General features: G+C 51.8%; 19 protein-coding genes. 9 read left to right on the forward strand and 10 right to left on the reverse strand.

Features of this window, described 5'->3' with window-relative positions:
* The first annotated feature begins 14 nt into the window (after window positions 1–14).
* The 4 genes from P8N76_07965 (at window position 15) to P8N76_07980 (ending at window position 3,529) form a co-directional block, all read left to right on the forward strand.
* Window positions 15–1,349 carry a hypothetical protein gene (locus P8N76_07965; protein MDG2381595.1) on the forward strand — a complete coding sequence of 445 codons (1,335 nt, stop codon included), beginning with the start codon at window positions 15–17 and terminating at the stop codon, window positions 1,347–1,349.
* A 388-nt stretch (window positions 1,350–1,737) separates the two neighbouring features.
* A complete protein-coding gene (locus tag P8N76_07970; GenBank protein MDG2381596.1) occupies window positions 1,738–2,046 on the forward strand; it encodes a hypothetical protein in 309 nt (102 codons plus the stop codon).
* A gap of 462 nt (window positions 2,047–2,508) precedes the next feature.
* Window positions 2,509–2,931, forward strand: coding sequence for an alkaline phosphatase family protein (locus P8N76_07975; GenBank protein ID MDG2381597.1), 423 nt, complete (start codon window positions 2,509–2,511; stop codon window positions 2,929–2,931).
* Window positions 2,932–3,031: 100 nt separating this feature from the next.
* Complete coding sequence (locus tag P8N76_07980) at window positions 3,032–3,529, forward strand: hypothetical protein (GenBank protein ID MDG2381598.1); 498 nt, start codon at window positions 3,032–3,034, stop codon at window positions 3,527–3,529.
* A gap of 176 nt (window positions 3,530–3,705) precedes the next feature.
* Here P8N76_07980 and P8N76_07985 read toward each other — a convergent pair whose 3' ends face one another.
* Window positions 3,706–6,570: a sialate O-acetylesterase gene (locus P8N76_07985; protein MDG2381599.1), complete on the reverse strand. Its 2,865-nt coding sequence runs from the start codon at window positions 6,568–6,570 to the stop codon at window positions 3,706–3,708.
* A gap of 606 nt (window positions 6,571–7,176) precedes the next feature.
* Here P8N76_07985 and P8N76_07990 point away from each other — a divergent pair.
* Complete coding sequence (locus tag P8N76_07990; GenBank protein MDG2381600.1) at window positions 7,177–8,556, forward strand: PEP-CTERM sorting domain-containing protein; 1,380 nt, start codon at window positions 7,177–7,179, stop codon at window positions 8,554–8,556.
* Between the two features lie 229 nt (window positions 8,557–8,785).
* On the opposite strand, the gene P8N76_07995 is transcribed toward P8N76_07990, so the two are convergent.
* From P8N76_07995 to P8N76_08015, 5 genes are all read right to left on the reverse strand, one after another.
* The gene (locus P8N76_07995; protein MDG2381601.1) at window positions 8,786–9,319 is read right to left on the reverse strand and encodes a hypothetical protein; all 534 of its coding nucleotides are present in this window, start codon (window positions 9,317–9,319) and stop codon (window positions 8,786–8,788) included.
* 85 nt (window positions 9,320–9,404) lie between these two features.
* Window positions 9,405–10,178: a HEAT repeat domain-containing protein gene (locus P8N76_08000; protein MDG2381602.1), complete on the reverse strand. Its 774-nt coding sequence runs from the start codon at window positions 10,176–10,178 to the stop codon at window positions 9,405–9,407.
* A 7-nt stretch (window positions 10,179–10,185) separates the two neighbouring features.
* Complete coding sequence (locus P8N76_08005; GenBank protein MDG2381603.1) at window positions 10,186–10,641, reverse strand: hypothetical protein; 456 nt, start codon at window positions 10,639–10,641, stop codon at window positions 10,186–10,188.
* Window positions 10,642–10,905: 264 nt separating this feature from the next.
* Window positions 10,906–12,135 carry a hypothetical protein gene (locus P8N76_08010; GenBank protein MDG2381604.1) on the reverse strand — a complete coding sequence of 410 codons (1,230 nt, stop codon included), beginning with the start codon at window positions 12,133–12,135 and terminating at the stop codon, window positions 10,906–10,908.
* A gap of 405 nt (window positions 12,136–12,540) precedes the next feature.
* Window positions 12,541–12,684 carry a hypothetical protein gene (locus P8N76_08015; GenBank protein MDG2381605.1) on the reverse strand — a complete coding sequence of 48 codons (144 nt, stop codon included), beginning with the start codon at window positions 12,682–12,684 and terminating at the stop codon, window positions 12,541–12,543.
* Window positions 12,685–12,859: 175 nt separating this feature from the next.
* On the opposite strand from P8N76_08015, the gene P8N76_08020 reads away from it, so the two are divergent.
* From P8N76_08020 to P8N76_08035, 4 genes are all read left to right on the forward strand, one after another.
* Window positions 12,860–13,147: a hypothetical protein gene (locus P8N76_08020; protein MDG2381606.1), complete on the forward strand. Its 288-nt coding sequence runs from the start codon at window positions 12,860–12,862 to the stop codon at window positions 13,145–13,147.
* Window positions 13,148–13,263: 116 nt separating this feature from the next.
* Window positions 13,264–13,527, forward strand: coding sequence for a hypothetical protein (locus tag P8N76_08025; GenBank protein ID MDG2381607.1), 264 nt, complete (start codon window positions 13,264–13,266; stop codon window positions 13,525–13,527).
* Window positions 13,528–13,944: an integrase core domain-containing protein gene (locus P8N76_08030; GenBank protein MDG2381608.1), complete on the forward strand. Its 417-nt coding sequence runs from the start codon at window positions 13,528–13,530 to the stop codon at window positions 13,942–13,944. It abuts the gene before it with no gap.
* Between the two features lie 11 nt (window positions 13,945–13,955).
* Window positions 13,956–14,225 (forward strand): hypothetical protein, encoded by a 270-nt coding sequence (locus P8N76_08035; GenBank protein MDG2381609.1) that lies wholly within the window; start codon window positions 13,956–13,958, stop codon window positions 14,223–14,225.
* A 29-nt stretch (window positions 14,226–14,254) separates the two neighbouring features.
* On the opposite strand, the gene P8N76_08040 is transcribed toward P8N76_08035, so the two are convergent.
* The 4 genes from P8N76_08040 to P8N76_08055 form a co-directional block, all read right to left on the reverse strand.
* Window positions 14,255–15,217: a DUF5050 domain-containing protein gene (locus P8N76_08040; GenBank protein MDG2381610.1), complete on the reverse strand. Its 963-nt coding sequence runs from the start codon at window positions 15,215–15,217 to the stop codon at window positions 14,255–14,257.
* Between the two features lie 474 nt (window positions 15,218–15,691).
* A complete protein-coding gene (locus tag P8N76_08045) occupies window positions 15,692–16,114 on the reverse strand; it encodes a HEAT repeat domain-containing protein (GenBank protein ID MDG2381611.1) in 423 nt (140 codons plus the stop codon).
* 32 nt (window positions 16,115–16,146) lie between these two features.
* Window positions 16,147–16,767, reverse strand: a complete 621-nt coding sequence (locus P8N76_08050; GenBank protein ID MDG2381612.1) for a hypothetical protein — start codon at window positions 16,765–16,767, stop codon at window positions 16,147–16,149.
* 2 nt (window positions 16,768–16,769) lie between these two features.
* Window positions 16,770–17,093 (reverse strand): Rrf2 family transcriptional regulator, encoded by a 324-nt coding sequence (locus tag P8N76_08055; GenBank protein MDG2381613.1) that lies wholly within the window; start codon window positions 17,091–17,093, stop codon window positions 16,770–16,772.
* Between the last annotated feature and the right edge of the window lie 412 nt (window positions 17,094–17,505).

Below are 17,505 nucleotides of genomic sequence, written 5' to 3' on the forward strand. Positions count from 1 at the left end.
TATAGATCCGCTCCATGACTCGAACATGCCCACCCCAACAAGCAAAACGTTTCTATTGGTTCATCGTGCTACCGATTCAGTCGCTCTGCCTGACTCCAATAGCGGCTCCGCTGTATGGCTTCAATGCTTTAGTCCGACCGATCAACGAAGTCTTTTCCCAGGACAACATTAACAACGGTTGGGCCGGTGCGCTGATTGGCGGCACTCTCTTCCTGTCACTCGGCTTCGGTGGCTTAACCCACAATCGCTTTCTCAAGTTGGCAGGCAATCGCACAAAACTTTTTGTCGCGATGAATGCCGCGCTGGTCCTCAGCTTCGTAATAGCAGCGATTGCCTGTCATTACCGACTTTACTGGTTGTTGATGTTTGGCTTTGCAGTTCCCGCCGGCGTTAGTATCGTTAACCTTTTTTTTATCGGACTCGTCTTTCTCGTGTCATGGGGTCATGCGATGGGCAAAGTCGGTCTCTCATCGGGAACGTTCGGCATGCTGCTTGGATTTTGGGGAGCTGTTTATAGTGTCCTCAGCCCGATTGTTCGATCGCATGTTGGCTTCTTGTGGATGTTGATTTTATTAGGATTCGCCGTCGCTGCGGTCGAACTGCTGGGCTTGCTATTGATGATTGACCCGCCTGAATCGACCACTGAAAAGACCAGCTCGGAAAAAGACGACACACCCATCTTGGCCTTTCGCAACATCGTTCAATTTCCATCGTTTTGGGTTTTTGGTTTTTTCATTTTGTTGTTCCTGTTGCCAGGTTTTGGATTCAAGCTCATCGTTTCGGCTCTCAGCGATGAAGTTTTCCACACGACTGAATCTGTTGCTTCCAGCATGGCGGCCATCTTTCTGGTCTGCTATGGAGCTTCCAGACTTGGATTTGGAATCCTGTCAGACAGTTTACCTATCAAACCGATGTACTTTATCTTTTCGTTAGTGCAAGCCGTCGCTCTTTTGATCGCAGCCGTATCGCTCCCCTATATGAAAGGCGTTGTCTTCTTTACATTCCTAATGTGCCTGACGGGAACCATGTTTGCCGCAGGTAAATGTCTTTGGTCGGTCACGATGGTCAGAATGTTTGGACAAAAAAACTTCCACACCCCGATGATGCTAACGCAACCGTTTGTTGGCATTGCAGCTTTTCTCGGCCCGGTCTCTCTCACCTGGGCGCTGCGTGCGGAAGATGTAAGAACTTCAGTAGGCTGGTGGTTGTATGCCTCATCCGGTGCGCTGGCCGTGGCCACTTTTCTGTTTCAGATACTTCGCAGATTCAATTACGAACGGTTTGCGAAGCATCAAAGGCAAGGGCTTAATTTCCATTGGCGATCCAAGGATGAATTTGACCGGTTTTAGCGCATCTTCTACCGGGACAACATTGCAAGAGCCGGGTGCAGTCAAATCCGCCAGCAACAACAGACGGTCAGCGTTCTTTCTATCAGAGTCTTGCACGCTAATTCAAACGCACGGTCACGAGACTCATCCCGAAAGCCATTTTTCAACTTAACAATGCACAAGCATTGCCGAGAATCACTATCCGATCGATTGCGCCCAATTGGGCATGACACGAAAGACAATCACAACACGGCGTTAACCACCCACCAAAACGATCAAGATCAAAGATTACTCTTCGAGAAATCACGAACGCAAACCCAAGGAACCGCTTTTATTTTTCTGGCAACAGAAACTTGTTTACGTTAATCGTATCAATCCTCGCGATTCGACATACTCGAGGCACACCAACGTGAAACTGTTTGACACGACTTTACGAGCTGGGGAACAAAGTGCAGGGGTGCACTTAACCCCTGCTGAGAAAGCGAGTTTCGCTAGTCGACTCGAAGCAGCAGGCGTCGACGCAATCGACGCCGGTTTCCCCGATGCTTCTCGTGTTGATTGGGAAGACGTTCAGGCGGTCGCAGAAGCGACGAATACGGCCACCCTTTCATTTACTCTCAGAGTCGGGAAGCCTCGACCGATCCGTCATTCCCAATCTGCGATCCAACGTGCGTTGCTAAAGGTGAACATCCCGTCAATGAAATCCAGTTCGACCTAAGCTGCAAATACAAAACCGCTATTGATCACACAAATTGGTGTGTGTGTGTGTGTGTGTGTGTGTGCTGCTACCGGCGAGGCATTCTGGATCTGTTATTCCAAAGTGCTCATCTACATCTCTTCGAATAAACATCATACTGGCATTGATCATTATCGACTCGGCAAATCCTGCAATTTTAGAAACGCGAATCGCAGACGGCTCGATGCCTGTTCTATCATCACTTACCAAACGCGGTATCACGGTTCCGTTATTGAGTGACAGCGACGCTCTGGACGGCAGTGTATTCAAACCTTTTTAACGGATGTCAGTCCAGGAAAACACGACATCCACAAGGAGCGATCATTGGTAAGCGGCCCTTATGCTGATGAATGATCAAAGGCTGAAAATTCACCGGCAGGATCACCGGAGAGTGTCCCGAGCAGCTTATATGGCGAAGTCGAGAAGAAGTTTGGCTCGCATCCCATGAAAGTTCAAAACGCTCTTCCGTTAACCGTCACAGGTTATCAAGAAGCAGAAGAAAATCTGATTGCCGCTTTGCGAATACGCAGTGATGTATGCAGCTGGCTGTTGCAGCAAGGTCCCTGGAATTTCTTTACGACAACCTTCAGCGAAACACATGTAGCAGCGCATCAATTCTGGCAATTGCGAGATCCGCAACATCCGCTTTGGGATTCGAAATCGGCGCAAGCGTGCGGCGATACTTTGGAAAACATTTACCGCAGCATCGATGTAAATCTCGCGAACTTATTAGAGGCCCTCCCTGCAGATGCGAATGTGGTGTTCATGACACCACAAGGCGTGTCAAACAATTACTCTGGCTCTCACCGGTTGCCGAAATGGCGTGCGATGCGCGAAGGACGCACTCCGCAACTTATTTCGACGTAGTATCTCCGAAAGTCTCGTCAACCGCCTGGCATCTCGCAAGTTCCCGCCAGGCGGCAAGGTATTTCTATGACCCGGATCTGATTATGGCGCTTTGTTACGCGTGAACCTACGAGGAGGTGAACCCCAAGGCGTCGTCGATCCCGGTGACGATCAAGCAACCCTGCATGCCTTGGTGGATGATTTGAAGAAATCACGAAACTCCAAAACCGGAAAACCAGCGCTAGGCAAGATCTTATTGACCCAGGAAAAATATGATGGCCCCTGCGTCAATGACCTACCGGATGCAGTCGCATGCTGGCGAAACGGATTGGCCCATCGGCTCACTGGAATGTCCCCAGCACGGCCTGCTAACGGAAGGGACATCCTTCACCGATATCACTACACATCACAAGGACTGGCTGGGATCAGGGGTCCGTTGATCCGCAACGGACGACTCTCAAAACAACACGACATCCGAGATAGGACTGCCACACTCTATGAACTCGCCAACGAAACTCCACCAGAGGATCTTGACGGAACCTCTTTCATGCCTCAACTCTTTCACAACGCCAACGAGGCGAGCGATTTTTCTGGATCCAGTTTCTTCAGCGAATCATGAATCCTGATCACTCGATGATTCTCGACCCGTTCGTTGACGGGAAGATTGCAACAAGCAGCTGATACCTTACGGCTACCAGCGTTGGATCCACAATTGAATGACCAATGCATCCGACGCGATGCTAACGGCTCAGCCAAAAACGTAGCTGACGTTTTTTTCCAGCATTCGGTGCTTATTCATTTTGCCAGCTTGGCCATCTCGATGGAAATCTCTTTCAAGCTTTTTGGCCAACGGTTGAAGGTCACGCGTTTGGCGTCCGATATTTTGGGAATGGTGATATTTTCGACAAGTGAATCGGCGGGCTGAGCATAAATCAATTGCACTCGATCCAATCCGTAAGTACGAGGCAAACTCTTTGCGAAAATTTCCATTTCAGCAGCGTAAAGCGTTGGTTCGTATCCGACATTGTTTTCCGAAGGAACCCAGATCACGCCAGCAACGGCCATCGGTGTCATGGGGCTAACGCACCAGTTGTAAACATAAGTCGGGATCGTATCTGACGGGATCTCACCGCCCTTCCCCGCCTCAGGAAAAGGCGGTGCCGCCAGCGGCGCTGCCTTGGAAAGATCATCGCCCCGCTGGCTGGCTGCGACGATCGTCGAGACGAATTGCTTCACTTGCCCTACGTGTTCGTCAACCGCGTTTCTCGCGACCTCTGTGTTGGGATATTGCATAAACAGCTCATTCAAACGAGCTCGAAACGCCGGCTGATCGACCTCTTTAACGCCCTCAAAAGAAGTCCATGAAAGAGGCGAGGCCATTTGCCTTGCCCGTCCGCCTTGTCCCGAGGACATCGTAATGAACCCTTGAGGAATTCCCTTACGATCTAAAGTCTTCGCAAAGTAATACGCAAACATCGTCACACCCCGATCGCCTTCCCAGGAGTCGGTGCCCATCCATGAGGAACGATATTTGCCACCACCGGTCTCGAACTTCCGTTTCCGTGGAGTCGGAAAACTGCTGGCGCTGGTCTTTCGCCTGAACTCACGCACCAGCGGCATTGCAACCGGAGGCTTCGCCCCCTTGTCTCGTGCGTTGTATGCCATTTCACCGTTCAGGAGCGTCGAGCCGGTAAGATACCAAACGTCACCCACAAGAATATCATTGACCGTTCGTTGATGTCCGTGGCTCGAAACGACGGACAGAGTAATCGGATTGGCGGAAGCCTCGAGCGCCGGAAAATCGACCGACCATTGCTGAAGCTCATTAGCGATCGCAGTTCGAGTGACATCTCCCAGCGTAACAGTCACCTTGACACCCTTGTTCGCGTGACCCCAGACGGGAATTGGCTTGTCCCGTTGAATAATCGCGCCGTCCCGAAAATACTCAACAACTTGCAGGATGGGATAATCCGGGTCGGTGTATTGGGCGTATTTCGCCTTGAGCGCCGCTGCTTTTTCCAAATCGTCTTCCTCAAAAATCAATTTGCCATGAATCGAAGCAAATGGAGTCGCCGGCAAGCCGGCTTGGTTATACAAGTTAGAGTTTTCCGGAACCGCGTTGTAGGCATATTGAACGCCAATAGGCTCGGGCACACTTCCCGAAGTCACAACAACGGTGTCACCGACAATCACCGCGTTGGCAGCGTGCCAAACTTTGTCGGGACCGCAAAGTCGAAAATGGTTTAATTTGTCATTGGGAGTCGGCTTGGCTGGCTCAACATACTTGTCCGCTTCCCGGTAGTCTTTGGCCATTCCTTTGTTACCAATCATCAGACCACCAAAGAGACTTTCCTTTTCAAAAGAAACGATCACTTCATCGCCTCGAACTTCGTACCCGGTGTAAATCGGACCGGTGTAGGCAATGTCACTGCCATACTGCTTTGCCAAAGCCCAGCGCGCCAACCGCATTCCCGGGTGAAGTTTGTTGTAGTAATGAATCCCTTGCGGTCGAGCTGAATTTAAGTCTGACTGAACAACCATCCCAACGTGATCTCGGTTGTTCATGAAAAACATGTGCTGGACTTGCCGGATGTCTGCGAATGCAACGGAATCCGAATTGGGAGATCCATAACACTGCATTTGGGTAAAATAGAATGGCATCTCGGGCATCCCCCAAGCATCTCTCCAGCCGTTCACAAGAGCTTCCATTCTTGCGGCGTAAATCCTGCCATCTCCCGAATTGCTTGTGCCCTGGCACCAGATTGCTCCGCGAACCGCGAAGGGAATCACTGGATTAATTTTCCCATTGAAGAACTGGGATGGGCCCCGCCACATCCCGGCGATCCCAGGCAGGTTGGGATGAGCAGCAACTCTGCCACCTGCGTCGGCGGCGTCACCGGCAACTGTTTGCCAAGCCTTTAAATCCGCGTAGTACTTTTCAAACGCCCGGTGCCCCTGCTCAATCCTCGGATCCGCATCATGAATCAAATCGACGTCGCTCTCCAGTTGAGCATGCTGCTCGATTGCCTCGCGCTGAGTAAACGCTTCAATCCTGGTATTGCTATGGGCACTCAACAGAATACCGATCGGCACGTCCAATTCCTTGTAAAGTTCGTAGGCAAACGACAATGACAGTGCGGAGAAACTGCCGGCATTTCCGCGTGTCTTCCATCCCCCCTCCGACGTGGCTGATTTTTGAGGAAACAAAGCAGACACCGTATTGATATTGATTTCGCGTATCGGAATGTCGGTCTCCGAACTGGCGATATCGCGGGCGATTCCGCTGCACATGCTTTTACCGGCCGTCCAGACCATGTTGGATTGTCCCGAAGAGAACCAAACCTCACCCACCAGCACACGATCAAGCACAATCGACTCTTGTCGATCGTTCGCTACCTTCAAGGTGCGTTCTTCACGCGATGCGGTGAGCGGATCAAGCTTGATCATCCAATCGCCATCTTGGTCAGCAACAGCACGCCGTTTTTGGCCGGCAAATTCGACGGTGACTTCACTGCCAGGTAGGTCAAATCCCCAAACCGGTACCTGCATCTGTCTTTGCAGGACCATATTACTTGTGAATGGAACTGCTAACTCAAGCTTTTGATCGGCGATCGCAACCGCAGAACCAGAGAGGAAGAAAAACGAGACAAGAACAGTCATTTTGTTTCGGGTCATAGCTGTCACTTCGCGCGAAGAGTGGAGAGAATGAAGCCGCCTGGAATAGAGTTTCAATATTCTATGTCACGAGTTGTCACCGCTCTAGTCTTTTTCGGTGATCATGAAATGTTCGTAAAAGGTACAGTGATTCCCTACCGGCTGATTTGCCGATCCGAAAACTAACAGCAAGGGCTTGTCAAAGACACTCTTGCGATTCCGACTTCAACCAATTAGCTGCCATCCGTGAGGGTACGGCTAATCTCCTACCGGTATTTAATGGGTGCGGACACTCCGCTTTTCCGTTCCCAACCTGCAAGTCGTTGACCTCCTTAAGAGGTAACTGCCCAGCTGATTTCCGCGGGGAACCTCCAACTGGCAGATCGCCACGGTCCTTGAAAGGATCGACATAAAAGTCCACCGATTCATTTACAAAGCCCTCGCGAGCATATTTGTTCAGCCTCATAGCTGACAGCAGAAGTGCCCGAAACAACATGGACCACCACCAGACATTTGACTGAAAATTCTGGCAATGAGTGTTAACAACGATTAAAGTGATGAGCACTTTCCTAAGAATGCGCTCCTTCTCAAAAAGGGTGGAACATGAAAGTCTTGACGATATCTTTTATTGCGGTTGTAAGTTTCAACTTTGCCGCTGCGCAACTTTTTGCTGGCCCTAAGGGCACGATCAGTGTCCCTCGCATTTCGTCACCGATAACCGTTGACGGCGATTTCAGCGACTGGCCGTTGGCAGCCTATACAACGATTGCTCAGCAGCCAGAGTTTCCCGACGCACAGGGCGTGGGAATTCCTACGGGCGCAAATGGCGACCACCTTGTTTGGGATGTCGATCGTGTTGGACCGTTTAACGGGACCGACTTAGAGATTTGGGAGCCAGACAATGCATCGGAGTTTGGGGCGTCTATGTACTTCGCCTACGATGACAACTTCCTCTACATTCTAGGCGTCTTCATTGATGAAGAACTCAACGGTGTTCGATCAGAAGGTGGACTCACGAATTTCCTCAACGATGGATTCGAAATCTACATCGATGCGTTGGGTGACAGCGAAGAAGATGGCCTGATCGCGGAATTCGGATTCCCGACCATCGACGACGAGGAACCCAATACCGACGATTTCCAACTAACGTTCGGTCTCAACGAATCATTCCCACCCGCTCAACCGCAGCCTGGCGATGTGGGCGCGGAGCTTCATATGGAACGTGCTGGCAACCCAGATATCGTCGGATTAGCTTACTTAGAGGACGTGCGAGAGGAAACCGATTTCTCCGCTGTCGGTGGGCACGATGTGGCTGCGAAATCGTATGATGACCTAGGCGCTGCAGGCGCGCAAAATCCTGAAGTCTTGGCCAATCCTAACGAAACTTTCACAGGCTATGCGGCCGAACTGGTCTTACCATTTGGATTCAATGAAGGGTTCACACCAGACCAGAACATGGGTTTCGCTTTGTTTTGGCGAGATGTTGATGATCATGAAGATCCACAGCCTGGATTTGGTGGAGGAAATATCTTTTGGACCGACTGGTCTCAAAACGTCACGACCAGCGGCACCGGTGAAGATGGCAACTTATTCCACGCAGGTAACTGGGGAGAACTCCAATTCGTGGGAAGTCTGGACCCAACTCTTCGCCTCGATGATGGATCGCTAACGGATCCTAGCGAGCGTGCCGATTACGTGCACGATGTTCTCGGTACTTGGATTGGTGACTCGAACTTTGACGGCGAGTTCAATTCGACTGACTTCGTTGTGGTCTTTACGGCTGGCGAGTATGAGGACGAGTTAAACGACAATTCGACCTGGTCCGAAGGCGATTGGAATGGCGACGGCGAGTTCAATTCAAGCGATTTTGTCTCAGCCTTCACAGACGGTGGCTACGAAGCGGGGGTCCGTGCGGCAGCTGCCGTTCCGGAACCGAGTAGTGTTGTACTTCTTTTGCTAGGTGCCCTGGCGTTTGTTCGTCGTCGTCGCTGAATGCCTTGTGCCAATAATCATCGCCCCGATAAAGGGGGCGATGCTCGTCGTCGATTGAATCAGAAAGAAGCACACCTTACGTGGCCGAAAAAGGTGTCAGCTACCTTTCTGGCGAATTAGATGGTTTGAGATGGGAGAGGCGTGCTCGTTCTTGTGCGAAGCAGACGCGGTCACAAAAAGGTAGCTGACACCTTTTTCAGCCTGCACCGTTGCAGCCACCGAGCGATGATCACACTCCCGGCACGTGCTTGTTTTCACGAACATCGTTGAGCGTATCGTCATCTTCAATATGAAGAAACGTCTCAATTTGGCGTTCAATCTGGCTCGCCACATCGGCATCGTCGAGCTCGCCAAGATCAAGCAATTCCAACGAGTCTCCGTTCTTGAACAACACCCAAATCTCATAGGATGAAGTTGTGCCTGCTACCGTTCGGACGATGACTTGTTTGATGTTGGCGGTCCAAGCAGTCCACCCAAGTGGCAACGGCATTGGAATTGGACGTTGACGAAGGGAAATCTTATCGCGGGTGACATGCAATACCGTTCGATTCAGCCAAGCCGCAGCAACAAGATAAATCATCGCCAGCATGATCAGCATGTTGAAGGCAACCACGATAGGATCGGAAATACGGGCTAGAATCGTCGGAATCGTTATCCACGCCATCACGATCGCCGCAGCCGAGAAAAAGAATCGCCCGCTAGGCTGAAGGGTGTCGACTGCATAGAACAGATTGCAATGGTCGGATTTGCTTGTGAAGCTCATCAATGACTCCAATCGGTCACCATTTAGGATGGTGTTTGTGAAGGCAGCCTCAAACGTATCGCAAAAAAAACATCCGGCTCCCGTTTTAATCGGATCCGATACTCCTGATCGCTGTCTTCACCATGCCGCTGAGAACCAGGTCCTCGTGATTCAACATTTCGGTCAGAGCCGGTATCGCAGCTGATCCCATTATTCGGCTAAGCGCCCGAATGGATGCCACGCGGACCTCCATATTTTCGTCCGCCAAGGCGACCTTTAGATCAGGCACAGCGTCCCCCGCTTCCATGCCTCGACTCTCCAGGAGACGAACAGCGACCAAGCGGACATCCGAATCTTCATGCTTCAAAACGTCAGTGACAGCCGGTATCAACGTCGAAAAATCGACCTCCATACTCCCCAGGAGCTGAACGGCCGCCGAGCGAACATTTCTGTTCTCGCCCTGCAATGCTTCGATCAAAGCCGGCAGTGCAAGCTTGACTTCGAACCCCATTAATGAAGGTGCTACCCGGCTCAATGAAACGACGGCCTGACAACGAATTTCTCGATCGGGATTTGTCAATGCTTCCGTCAGAGCCGCCTTCGCCTTCGGGCCTATATGCCGCATTCCATTCTTAGCCGCCGAGCGAACATTTCTGTTCTCGCCCTGCAATGTTTCTACCAGATCCCGCTTCGGCTTTTTCCGCCCCTGGTGCCAAGCTAAAATCGCCTGCTCGGTAGCGTCTTCAAAAGCTTTTCTCGCCGCTGCTATTCTTTCTATGCACGCCTCGACATCATACGGCTCCCCAATCTTTCTTGCCTTAGCCCTCAAATCAGCTTCGTGCTTTGCGACCTGTACCCAATTTCCACGAGCGGCTTCCATCGCGCTATCACTGTCCAGGGGTCCAGGGGTCCAGGGGTCCAGCGTCTGGGAGGGGTTGAGCAACCAACTGTTGCTCGTTCTCCAACCTCATTTCCAACCACTCATCGGATCGGTTTTGCAATGCATTTCTAATTTCGCCAGTAGTGTCGATTAGCAGGGCAAATCCAAGTAGAGCAAACAGCATTACGCCAATCTTACTCCCAAATCTACGGTTGATACCGTGTGTGGTTTGCATCCACCCGTACGTGACCGCCACAGAATTTACGATCCAAACCGTAAGTGCAATCATGACTAACTTGGGCAGGTGCCCTTGAAATCCGTACACGTAAACGTCAATGTAGCCCACCAATGAGATCACAAACAAAACGAAAATATTGAGCCTGTTCTTTTTCTTTTGAGGCACCGCCCCTAAATCTTCTCGCGGAGGCAGCAACATCTCGCGTTGGTAATGGAACCTCTTCATTGGGGGACTAAACGCCCAAAAAAACAAGAAATTCCATAAGGCCTAATAGCCCACTTGCGGCCAGGAACGGCGGTTCAGCAGGGCGCAAACGAAAAACACGATTGTTAGGCTTAAGCCGCCAGGCTCGGGAATAATCGTGAATCGGATGGGCTCTAGCTCCAGCCCACCCTTAAGCAGACCGCTGCCAAATACCGGTTCACCACGAAAGACAAACCGAGTGTCGTCATCTCGCAGATTTTCAATCGTGAGCGTAAAGTTCAGTGTTTATTCCAGCAGCTGCGTGTCACCGGTCCCCGTCAGTACGTATTCGCCCGGGACTAAATCCTCGGCCGGCAAAATAAACGTCGTAGCCCGCCGCCCCCTCCTGAATCTCGCTTGATCTCCAAGGTCGTTGACGATTTCTGACAATGGACCGGCGCCAAGTTGTCTTCCATCTGGATCGGTCAATAGTAGGCTCGCGAGTCGGCCATTGCCGTCGACTAGCACCTCAAGCAACACGCTTCCTTCCGATGAGTCAGCTCGAATAAATGGCTCGTGCGAACGATCGTCCTTCAAAACCGTGTCAAGAAAGGCGACGCTTTGACGCGACATCGTCGGTTGAATGTGTTGGAAGTCCGGATTGCAGGGTGACTGCAGGTTCCATTCACTTCGGTCTGGCAACACATCAAGAAACTCCTGCGGAGGATCAGCCGCCAGAATCTGGTCGCCAATCTGGCAGATCGAAGTACGGAAGGACACGTTATCCACTTCGCTAAAATCTAAGCCGTAGAAGGGCTGCACCGATGGAAGACGATCCAAAACGGTCGTCGTGCGGGCATGCCCCCCCGCCATCGCGAGTGTGGGCAAATCGATAACTTCATTGTTTGGGACCAGGCTATCCAATAACAAGATTGCCCGAACGCGATCGTCGGCTGGCACTTCATCATTGCCGGTAATCGCTAACACGGTGACGTCCCCGCCATGCGAATAGCCTCCCATTGCGGTCGCCGCCAGATCAATCGCACCAAAGAACGCGTCGTCAGGGTTCTCGTTCTTGGCCGTTACGGAGTCGAGCAGAAACTGCATCTCCGCCGCGGGCGGTCGTTCGTATTTGTGTTGGGGAGCTACGACGACGTATCCGTGGCTGGCGAGTGACTCGGCGAGCATTGTGTAGCCGCCAGGGTTTCCCTCATGCCCGTGCGAAAGCGCCACCAGGGGGAATGGGCCGGCTGTAGACACCGGCACATCATGAAATCCACCGAGAAGTGTCCGCGGATACAAGAATCGCCCTCCGCTATGGTCAAAATACCCTTGGCTCGGCTCGCCGGACGCGTTTTCTGGATCGACCGGATACCAAAAAAGGTTTGTGAACGAATGATCGCCCCCAACGGCCTCGACAATTTGTGAACCAATTGCGAAGTCGCCTAATAAATCCGGTCCCTCGTTACCGTGGACATGCTGGCAGGCTGAGAGAAAAACGAGTAACCCGGTAAAACGGAGAGACAATTGAGTCATGCCATTTTTCTTTCTATGCGATCATTCATATCGTCAAGTTCGCGCCCGAAAGCGCACATACTCGAACGTTATCCGACGTTGCCTTCCAATACGGCATCGCCCGATCAACAAAAAAGGCACGAAGCGTCCGCGACCACCGCTGGAAACTTCGTGCCGTCTTTGTTGGAATTAGCGCTCTCCGCCTTTTGATTGACTGCATCAACCTACCATGGCCGACCTAAACTGCAACGTAAATTCCGGGGCATTCTTTGTTGCATCGCCGAATCCACCGTCGGACAGTGTTTAATATGTTCGACCACCTTGACAACTTTGGCGGCAACTCCCGCTGCCTATTCTTGTCTGGGATGCGAGTTAGTTCGCGAAAAGGGCGCTCGGACCAGGTTTGTATACTACTGGTAGGCAGTCTCATTCGTCGATGCCACGCTCGACCATTTCCAATTCGGGCAATCCGTCGCCGATGTCGGCAACGGTGTACAACAACCGGTCTGGATTCTTCGCAGTCCAATCTGCGGCCTTATCCCGCAAAAACTTCCGTAGTGATAGTTTCATTATTATTCCTGGTAGTTTGGTCAGTGCGCCGGTGCGGTCAAATTATTCAGCCGAACGGCATCTCAAGTCCTGTTCACGAGTTTTGGCTAGTCAGATTCTCAAATCTGGGTCGGTTGATTTCAGGCCAAAGGTGCGAGATGCTGTGGATTTTGCGAGTTGAGAATCTGGTGACGCCATGGAGTTCGTACTGCAGCCCTGGCACGTTGCTTTCGTCTTCGTTTCTGCTTGGGTGAATCAGCGTCAGCAACAGATCATCGAGTTTCAAAATGTACAGATCGAGGCCCTGCTCAAGAAATTTGGCAAACAACGAGTGCTTTTGACTGATGGGCAACGGCGGCTGTTGGCCGTCAAAGGGAAGGCACTCGGCCGCCAGGCGCTGACCGATACTGACCACGATCGTAACGCCAGATACGATTCTCTGCTGGCATCGACAACTCGTAGCGCAGAAATGGGATTACTCTGATCGTCGGAAGAAGCCAGGTCGGCCGCGTGTCCGTCAGGTCATCGTAGACCTCGTGCTGCGGTTCGCGAAAGAAAACCCAAGTTGGGGTTTTGATAGAATCCAAGGTGCGCTGGCAAATGTCGGTTATCGGATCAGCGACACGACGGTTCGTAGTATTTTCAAAGCCCACGGCGTGGACCCCCGCACCGGATCGTCAGCGCACAGGGTCCTGGAGTACTTTTCTGAAAGCGCATTGGAATGTGTTGGCCGCCATCGACTTCACCACCATCGAAGTCTGGACCAAGGGCGGACTGGTGACGTTTTACTTGCTGTTTGTCATGGAGCTCAAGACGCGACGCGTCCACTTTGTCGGATGCACACCAAATCCCAATGAAGCCTGAATGAAACAGAACGCCCGTGAATTGACCAATTTCGAAGATGGATTTCTCAGTGGCAAGCAGTACATTCTCATGGACCGTAACGGCAAGTTCTGGCCGACGTTCCGTGACTTCCTGAATACCGAAGGCACTCAGCCACTGAGGCTGCCTCCGCGAAGTCCCGATTTGCACGCGCACATCGAGCGGTTCATGAGAAGCATCAAATCGGAATGTCTTTCACGCATGATCTTCTTCGGCGAGACGTCGCTACGGCGAGCTATGAATGCTTACATCCGCCATTACCATCTCGAGAGGAATCATCAGGGATTGGACAACCAGATCATTGACCCCAGCAGCGAGATCGGGCATTCGGTCGGCAAGATCGAATGTCGCGAGCGGCTCGGAGGACTGCTGAAGTATTACTATTGTGATGCGGCCTGAGCGAGTCAGTAATGTTTCGTTGGTTCAAGACACAGTTGGTTACCTGGTTGGACGAAAAGCAGCGAGGCGAGGTCGCCAGGTTGCAGCAGAAAGCGATGCGATTGAAAACAGAGGTGGAACGGAAAACCGGGAAACCGATTCAGTTGACACCGGAGCAACGACGTCTCTTGGCCGAGAAAGCGAAAGGACTCGATCCAGAGACAATCAAGCAGATCTCCGTTTTTGATCCCGAGCATCTCTCACTGTCGGATCACGATACCGATCCGGCCGAGAATCACTGATGTCAAACACTCTAACTTGAGTCAGCCTATCAGGTTTTCTGTTCGGTCGAGTTTTTTCGCCCTACGGCGAGAAGACCGAGGGCACCCATTGCCAGCATAATGACGGTGGAGGGTTCGGGGACCGGCGTGAAATCCAAGGCGATAAGCCGGACAGAAGCATAATGCCCTTGAGTCGCTAGCGGCTCGGCATCTGAGCCATCGAGATTCGCGCGCGTGATTGTGCTTGTGTTCCGAGCTTCATCATTCTCCGCAAAGTACATCTGCCCTGCGGCAAGGTCCAAAGCTAGTCCCTGCGGAAAGCCAATTCCAGACAAGACGGTCTGAACATTTTCGCCAGAAAGTGATGCGGACATAATGCTATTGTGGGTTGCCGAATGCAGATTGAAGTACATCTTGTCGTGGGCCGTATCCAATGCGAAACCATTGGTAATGTATTCGTGTGGAGGTGAGAGAGTTACAAGATCCTCGACTTGTGTTCCGTCCAGGTTCGCCCGTTGGATCTTCCGTGTATGTCGATCAACCCAGTAGACCTTTTCGGCCCGCACGTCGAGCCTGACCGTGTACGGGTATTTCAATCCGGTTGTAACCAGATCTTCGATATTGGTGCCGTCCAAATTCGCCCGTTGGATCTTATCCGTATCCTTGTCGCTCCAGTACATCTTCCCGTTTTCCGAATCCAGTGCGAGCCCTCGTGGCCCCAATATGCCTGTGGTCACCAGATCCTCGACTTCAGATCCATCGAGGTTCGCTCGCTGGATCTTGTCCGAGCCGTAGTCAGCCCAGTAGATCTTGTCAGCGGTCGTGTCGAGTGCCACGCCCCTGGCCTTTGTCAGACCGGATACCAGAATCTCGCTGTTGCTCCCATCCAAATCAGCACGCCAAATTTCGTGTTTCTGGGTCCAATAGATACCATCTGCAAACGCCACACGCGGGGTGAAAGTAGCCTGCGACCATAAGGCCAGCAGCAGGCCCGCTAGGATTGCCTTTCGCATTTCACTTGCTCCACAGAATCGAGAAAAGTGCCGAGCGTCAATTAGATCTGAAAGTCTCACCTAAAACTCGCATTTTACCTTAACTACCTTTCCTCACCCATAACACCCCCGCTCGCTGGGGGGATATTACCTTCCCCTCCGCAGAGAGAAAGGCGATTTCCAGCGGCCCCCCGAAAACACGCTCTCGCTCAGGCCGCGTTGTATCCACCCCTTCGGTTCCGTAGGCCAGTCCACGAAATCCGCGGACCTTCTCCTCGGGGCGACTCAACTGTTTTAGAATTGGGAACTTAGAACTTCCGTCCCTGCACGCCGGTCAGCGTGTCGAATTCCAGTTTTTAGTGTCGTTTAGCATCTTTTGACATGTATTCTGTCCCGGATTCTGTCCCGAAAACGACCATCGGTCTTTCCGTGAACTTGCTCGAATTCGCGGCATTCAGTGGGGTTCCAATAATGTGCAACCCCGACAGAAACTAACTACAACGAGCCTATCGCCGTGACGAAAATATTCCATCCCCTACTCGCCTTAGTCGCCTCAGCGCCCATTAGCAAATTCAACGCATCGATCGCCGCAAGACGAATATCCGCGTCCTCATCCTTCAGCATGTCGACCAACTTCGGAATCGCAGACGCTGCCTCGGCCCCCATATTCTCTCGGGAATGAATTGCTGCCTCACGAACCTCCACGGTCTCGTCGTTCAACGCCTCGATTAGCTTCGACACCGTCGTCTTGGTCGGCAATCCTAAATTCGTAATCGCATCCATAGACGCAACGTGGACATCCGTATTCTCATCAATTGTTGCTTCAATCAGAGCCGATATTGTCGCTGGTTCCGACGCTCGCATCCGATCAAGTGCAACGGCAGCCTCCCGACGAACAGCCCAATGACTGTCCTTCATCGCCGTTGCCACAGCGGCACGCGCCGCCGATCCTAAGCCACTGAGGGAGTTGATAGCCGCCACTGAGCGGGACTGACCTGCCGACCGTGTTTTTCTCTATTCGTCGATAGGTACCTTGTAGGTAAGGGCACCAATAACGAGGCCCTTCTTGTCCATGTCGTAGTTGTCGTGGCACATCGTGCACTTTTCCAGACGACAGGGATCGGCGTCGCGGCGAGCAAGTAGCGTTTACCATCGGCTTTGATCACCTTTTCGACGAATGGCTTGCCGGTCTTAAGTTGCTTAACGGCCTGCTTTTCGAAATCGGACTTCGCGACGTTTTCATCGCCGTAAGGCTCGCCGGTCGCGTCGACGAGACGCACTTCGTGCCACCCGTTCTTCTTTGCGATCTCGAAAAGCTTCTTGAAGGCAGTGCCTGCGGGCACGTCTTCGTCGCCTTCGACATAGTGTTTTGTGACGAGCACGATGCTGTCCTTATAGATACCATCGAGCATCTGTACTTGCCGACGAGTTCGGTCAACGGCTTTGACGGTACTTGATTTGCTTTTTGCTGCTTCAGTTGAAGGGGCCTTTTGGGCCAAGAGATTTTCGCAATAAGATCCAAGAAGCACGACACTGAGACCTACCAATACAAACGAAATCCTTGCAAACATAGCTATACGCCTCCAATCTCAATCTCGAGAATTGAAAGCCCACCCTTTCTGCGACCTCGATAGAGTTGCGCGATCGAGGTAGAACCCAGCACCTCGTAAAACGCACTTTCCGCATGCATCAGTAAGCGTCGAAGGTGACAACCTGGTTCCATCGGGCAGAACGAGGCATCTTGAAAACAATCCAAGACACCCACACTTCCTTCCATTGCTTCAATGACCTCACGAACCGTGATCGCCGACGCATCCTTTGCCAGTGCAATGCCGCCGCCACGTCCAGGATACGTTCGCACGTAGCCAAGTCGCGCCAACTGCTGAAGTACTTTCACCAAATGGTCTTAGGAAAAACCAAATGCGTTGGATATTTCTTCCGCAGTCGACTTCCGGTCAGCATGGCCCAGAAAAATTCATGCTCGTAGTGCATAGTCCGTTTGTAATCGAAGCTTCATGGTTAAGGTGGGCTCGATGACACCAAATTGGATCGCAAAGCAGTCAAACAAGTATTACTTTACCACTTTCGATGCTGTGCGGGTCTTTTTGTGGTTGCGTCTTTCGATCATACGCACCTTCGCCTTCGAATTCAAAGTGCAACCAAGCCCAGCGCAAGGTCCGAAAAGTGTGTCAGCACGACCTCAGAAGCGCGACAATTCAGAGAACTCCGACTAGCGATGCATGATGTCGTTGCCGGGGCGTGAGCGAAAAAGGTGTCAGGTACCTTTTTGGCGAATTAGAAACTTTGAA

It is taken from the genome of Pirellulaceae bacterium (genome assembly GCA_029243025.1).
GTDB lineage: Bacteria > Planctomycetota > Planctomycetia > Pirellulales > Pirellulaceae.

Coding starts and splice junctions, on each gene's coding strand:
- P8N76_07965 (MDG2381595.1), top strand. CDS start 15: ATGACTCGAACATGCCCACCCCAACAAGCAAAACGTTTCTATTGGTTC.
- P8N76_07975 (MDG2381597.1), top strand. CDS start 2,509: ATGAAAGTTCAAAACGCTCTTCCGTTAACCGTCACAGGTTATCAAGAA.
- P8N76_07985 (MDG2381599.1), bottom strand. CDS start 6,570: ATGACTGTTCTTGTCTCGTTTTTCTTCCTCTCTGGTTCTGCGGTTGCG.
- P8N76_07995 (MDG2381601.1), bottom strand. CDS start 9,319: ATGAGCTTCACAAGCAAATCCGACCATTGCAATCTGTTCTATGCAGTC.
- P8N76_08000 (MDG2381602.1), bottom strand. CDS start 10,178: ATGGAAGCCGCTCGTGGAAATTGGGTACAGGTCGCAAAGCACGAAGCT.
- P8N76_08005 (MDG2381603.1), bottom strand. CDS start 10,641: ATGAAGAGGTTCCATTACCAACGCGAGATGTTGCTGCCTCCGCGAGAA.
- P8N76_08010 (MDG2381604.1), bottom strand. CDS start 12,135: ATGACTCAATTGTCTCTCCGTTTTACCGGGTTACTCGTTTTTCTCTCA.
- P8N76_08015 (MDG2381605.1), bottom strand. CDS start 12,684: ATGAAACTATCACTACGGAAGTTTTTGCGGGATAAGGCCGCAGATTGG.
- P8N76_08020 (MDG2381606.1), top strand. CDS start 12,860: ATGGAGTTCGTACTGCAGCCCTGGCACGTTGCTTTCGTCTTCGTTTCT.
- P8N76_08025 (MDG2381607.1), top strand. CDS start 13,264: ATGTCGGTTATCGGATCAGCGACACGACGGTTCGTAGTATTTTCAAAG.
- P8N76_08030 (MDG2381608.1), top strand. CDS start 13,528: ATGAAACAGAACGCCCGTGAATTGACCAATTTCGAAGATGGATTTCTC.
- P8N76_08035 (MDG2381609.1), top strand. CDS start 13,956: ATGTTTCGTTGGTTCAAGACACAGTTGGTTACCTGGTTGGACGAAAAG.
- P8N76_08040 (MDG2381610.1), bottom strand. CDS start 15,217: ATGCGAAAGGCAATCCTAGCGGGCCTGCTGCTGGCCTTATGGTCGCAG.
- P8N76_08045 (MDG2381611.1), bottom strand. CDS start 16,114: ATGAAGGACAGTCATTGGGCTGTTCGTCGGGAGGCTGCCGTTGCACTT.
- P8N76_08050 (MDG2381612.1), bottom strand. CDS start 16,767: ATGTTTGCAAGGATTTCGTTTGTATTGGTAGGTCTCAGTGTCGTGCTT.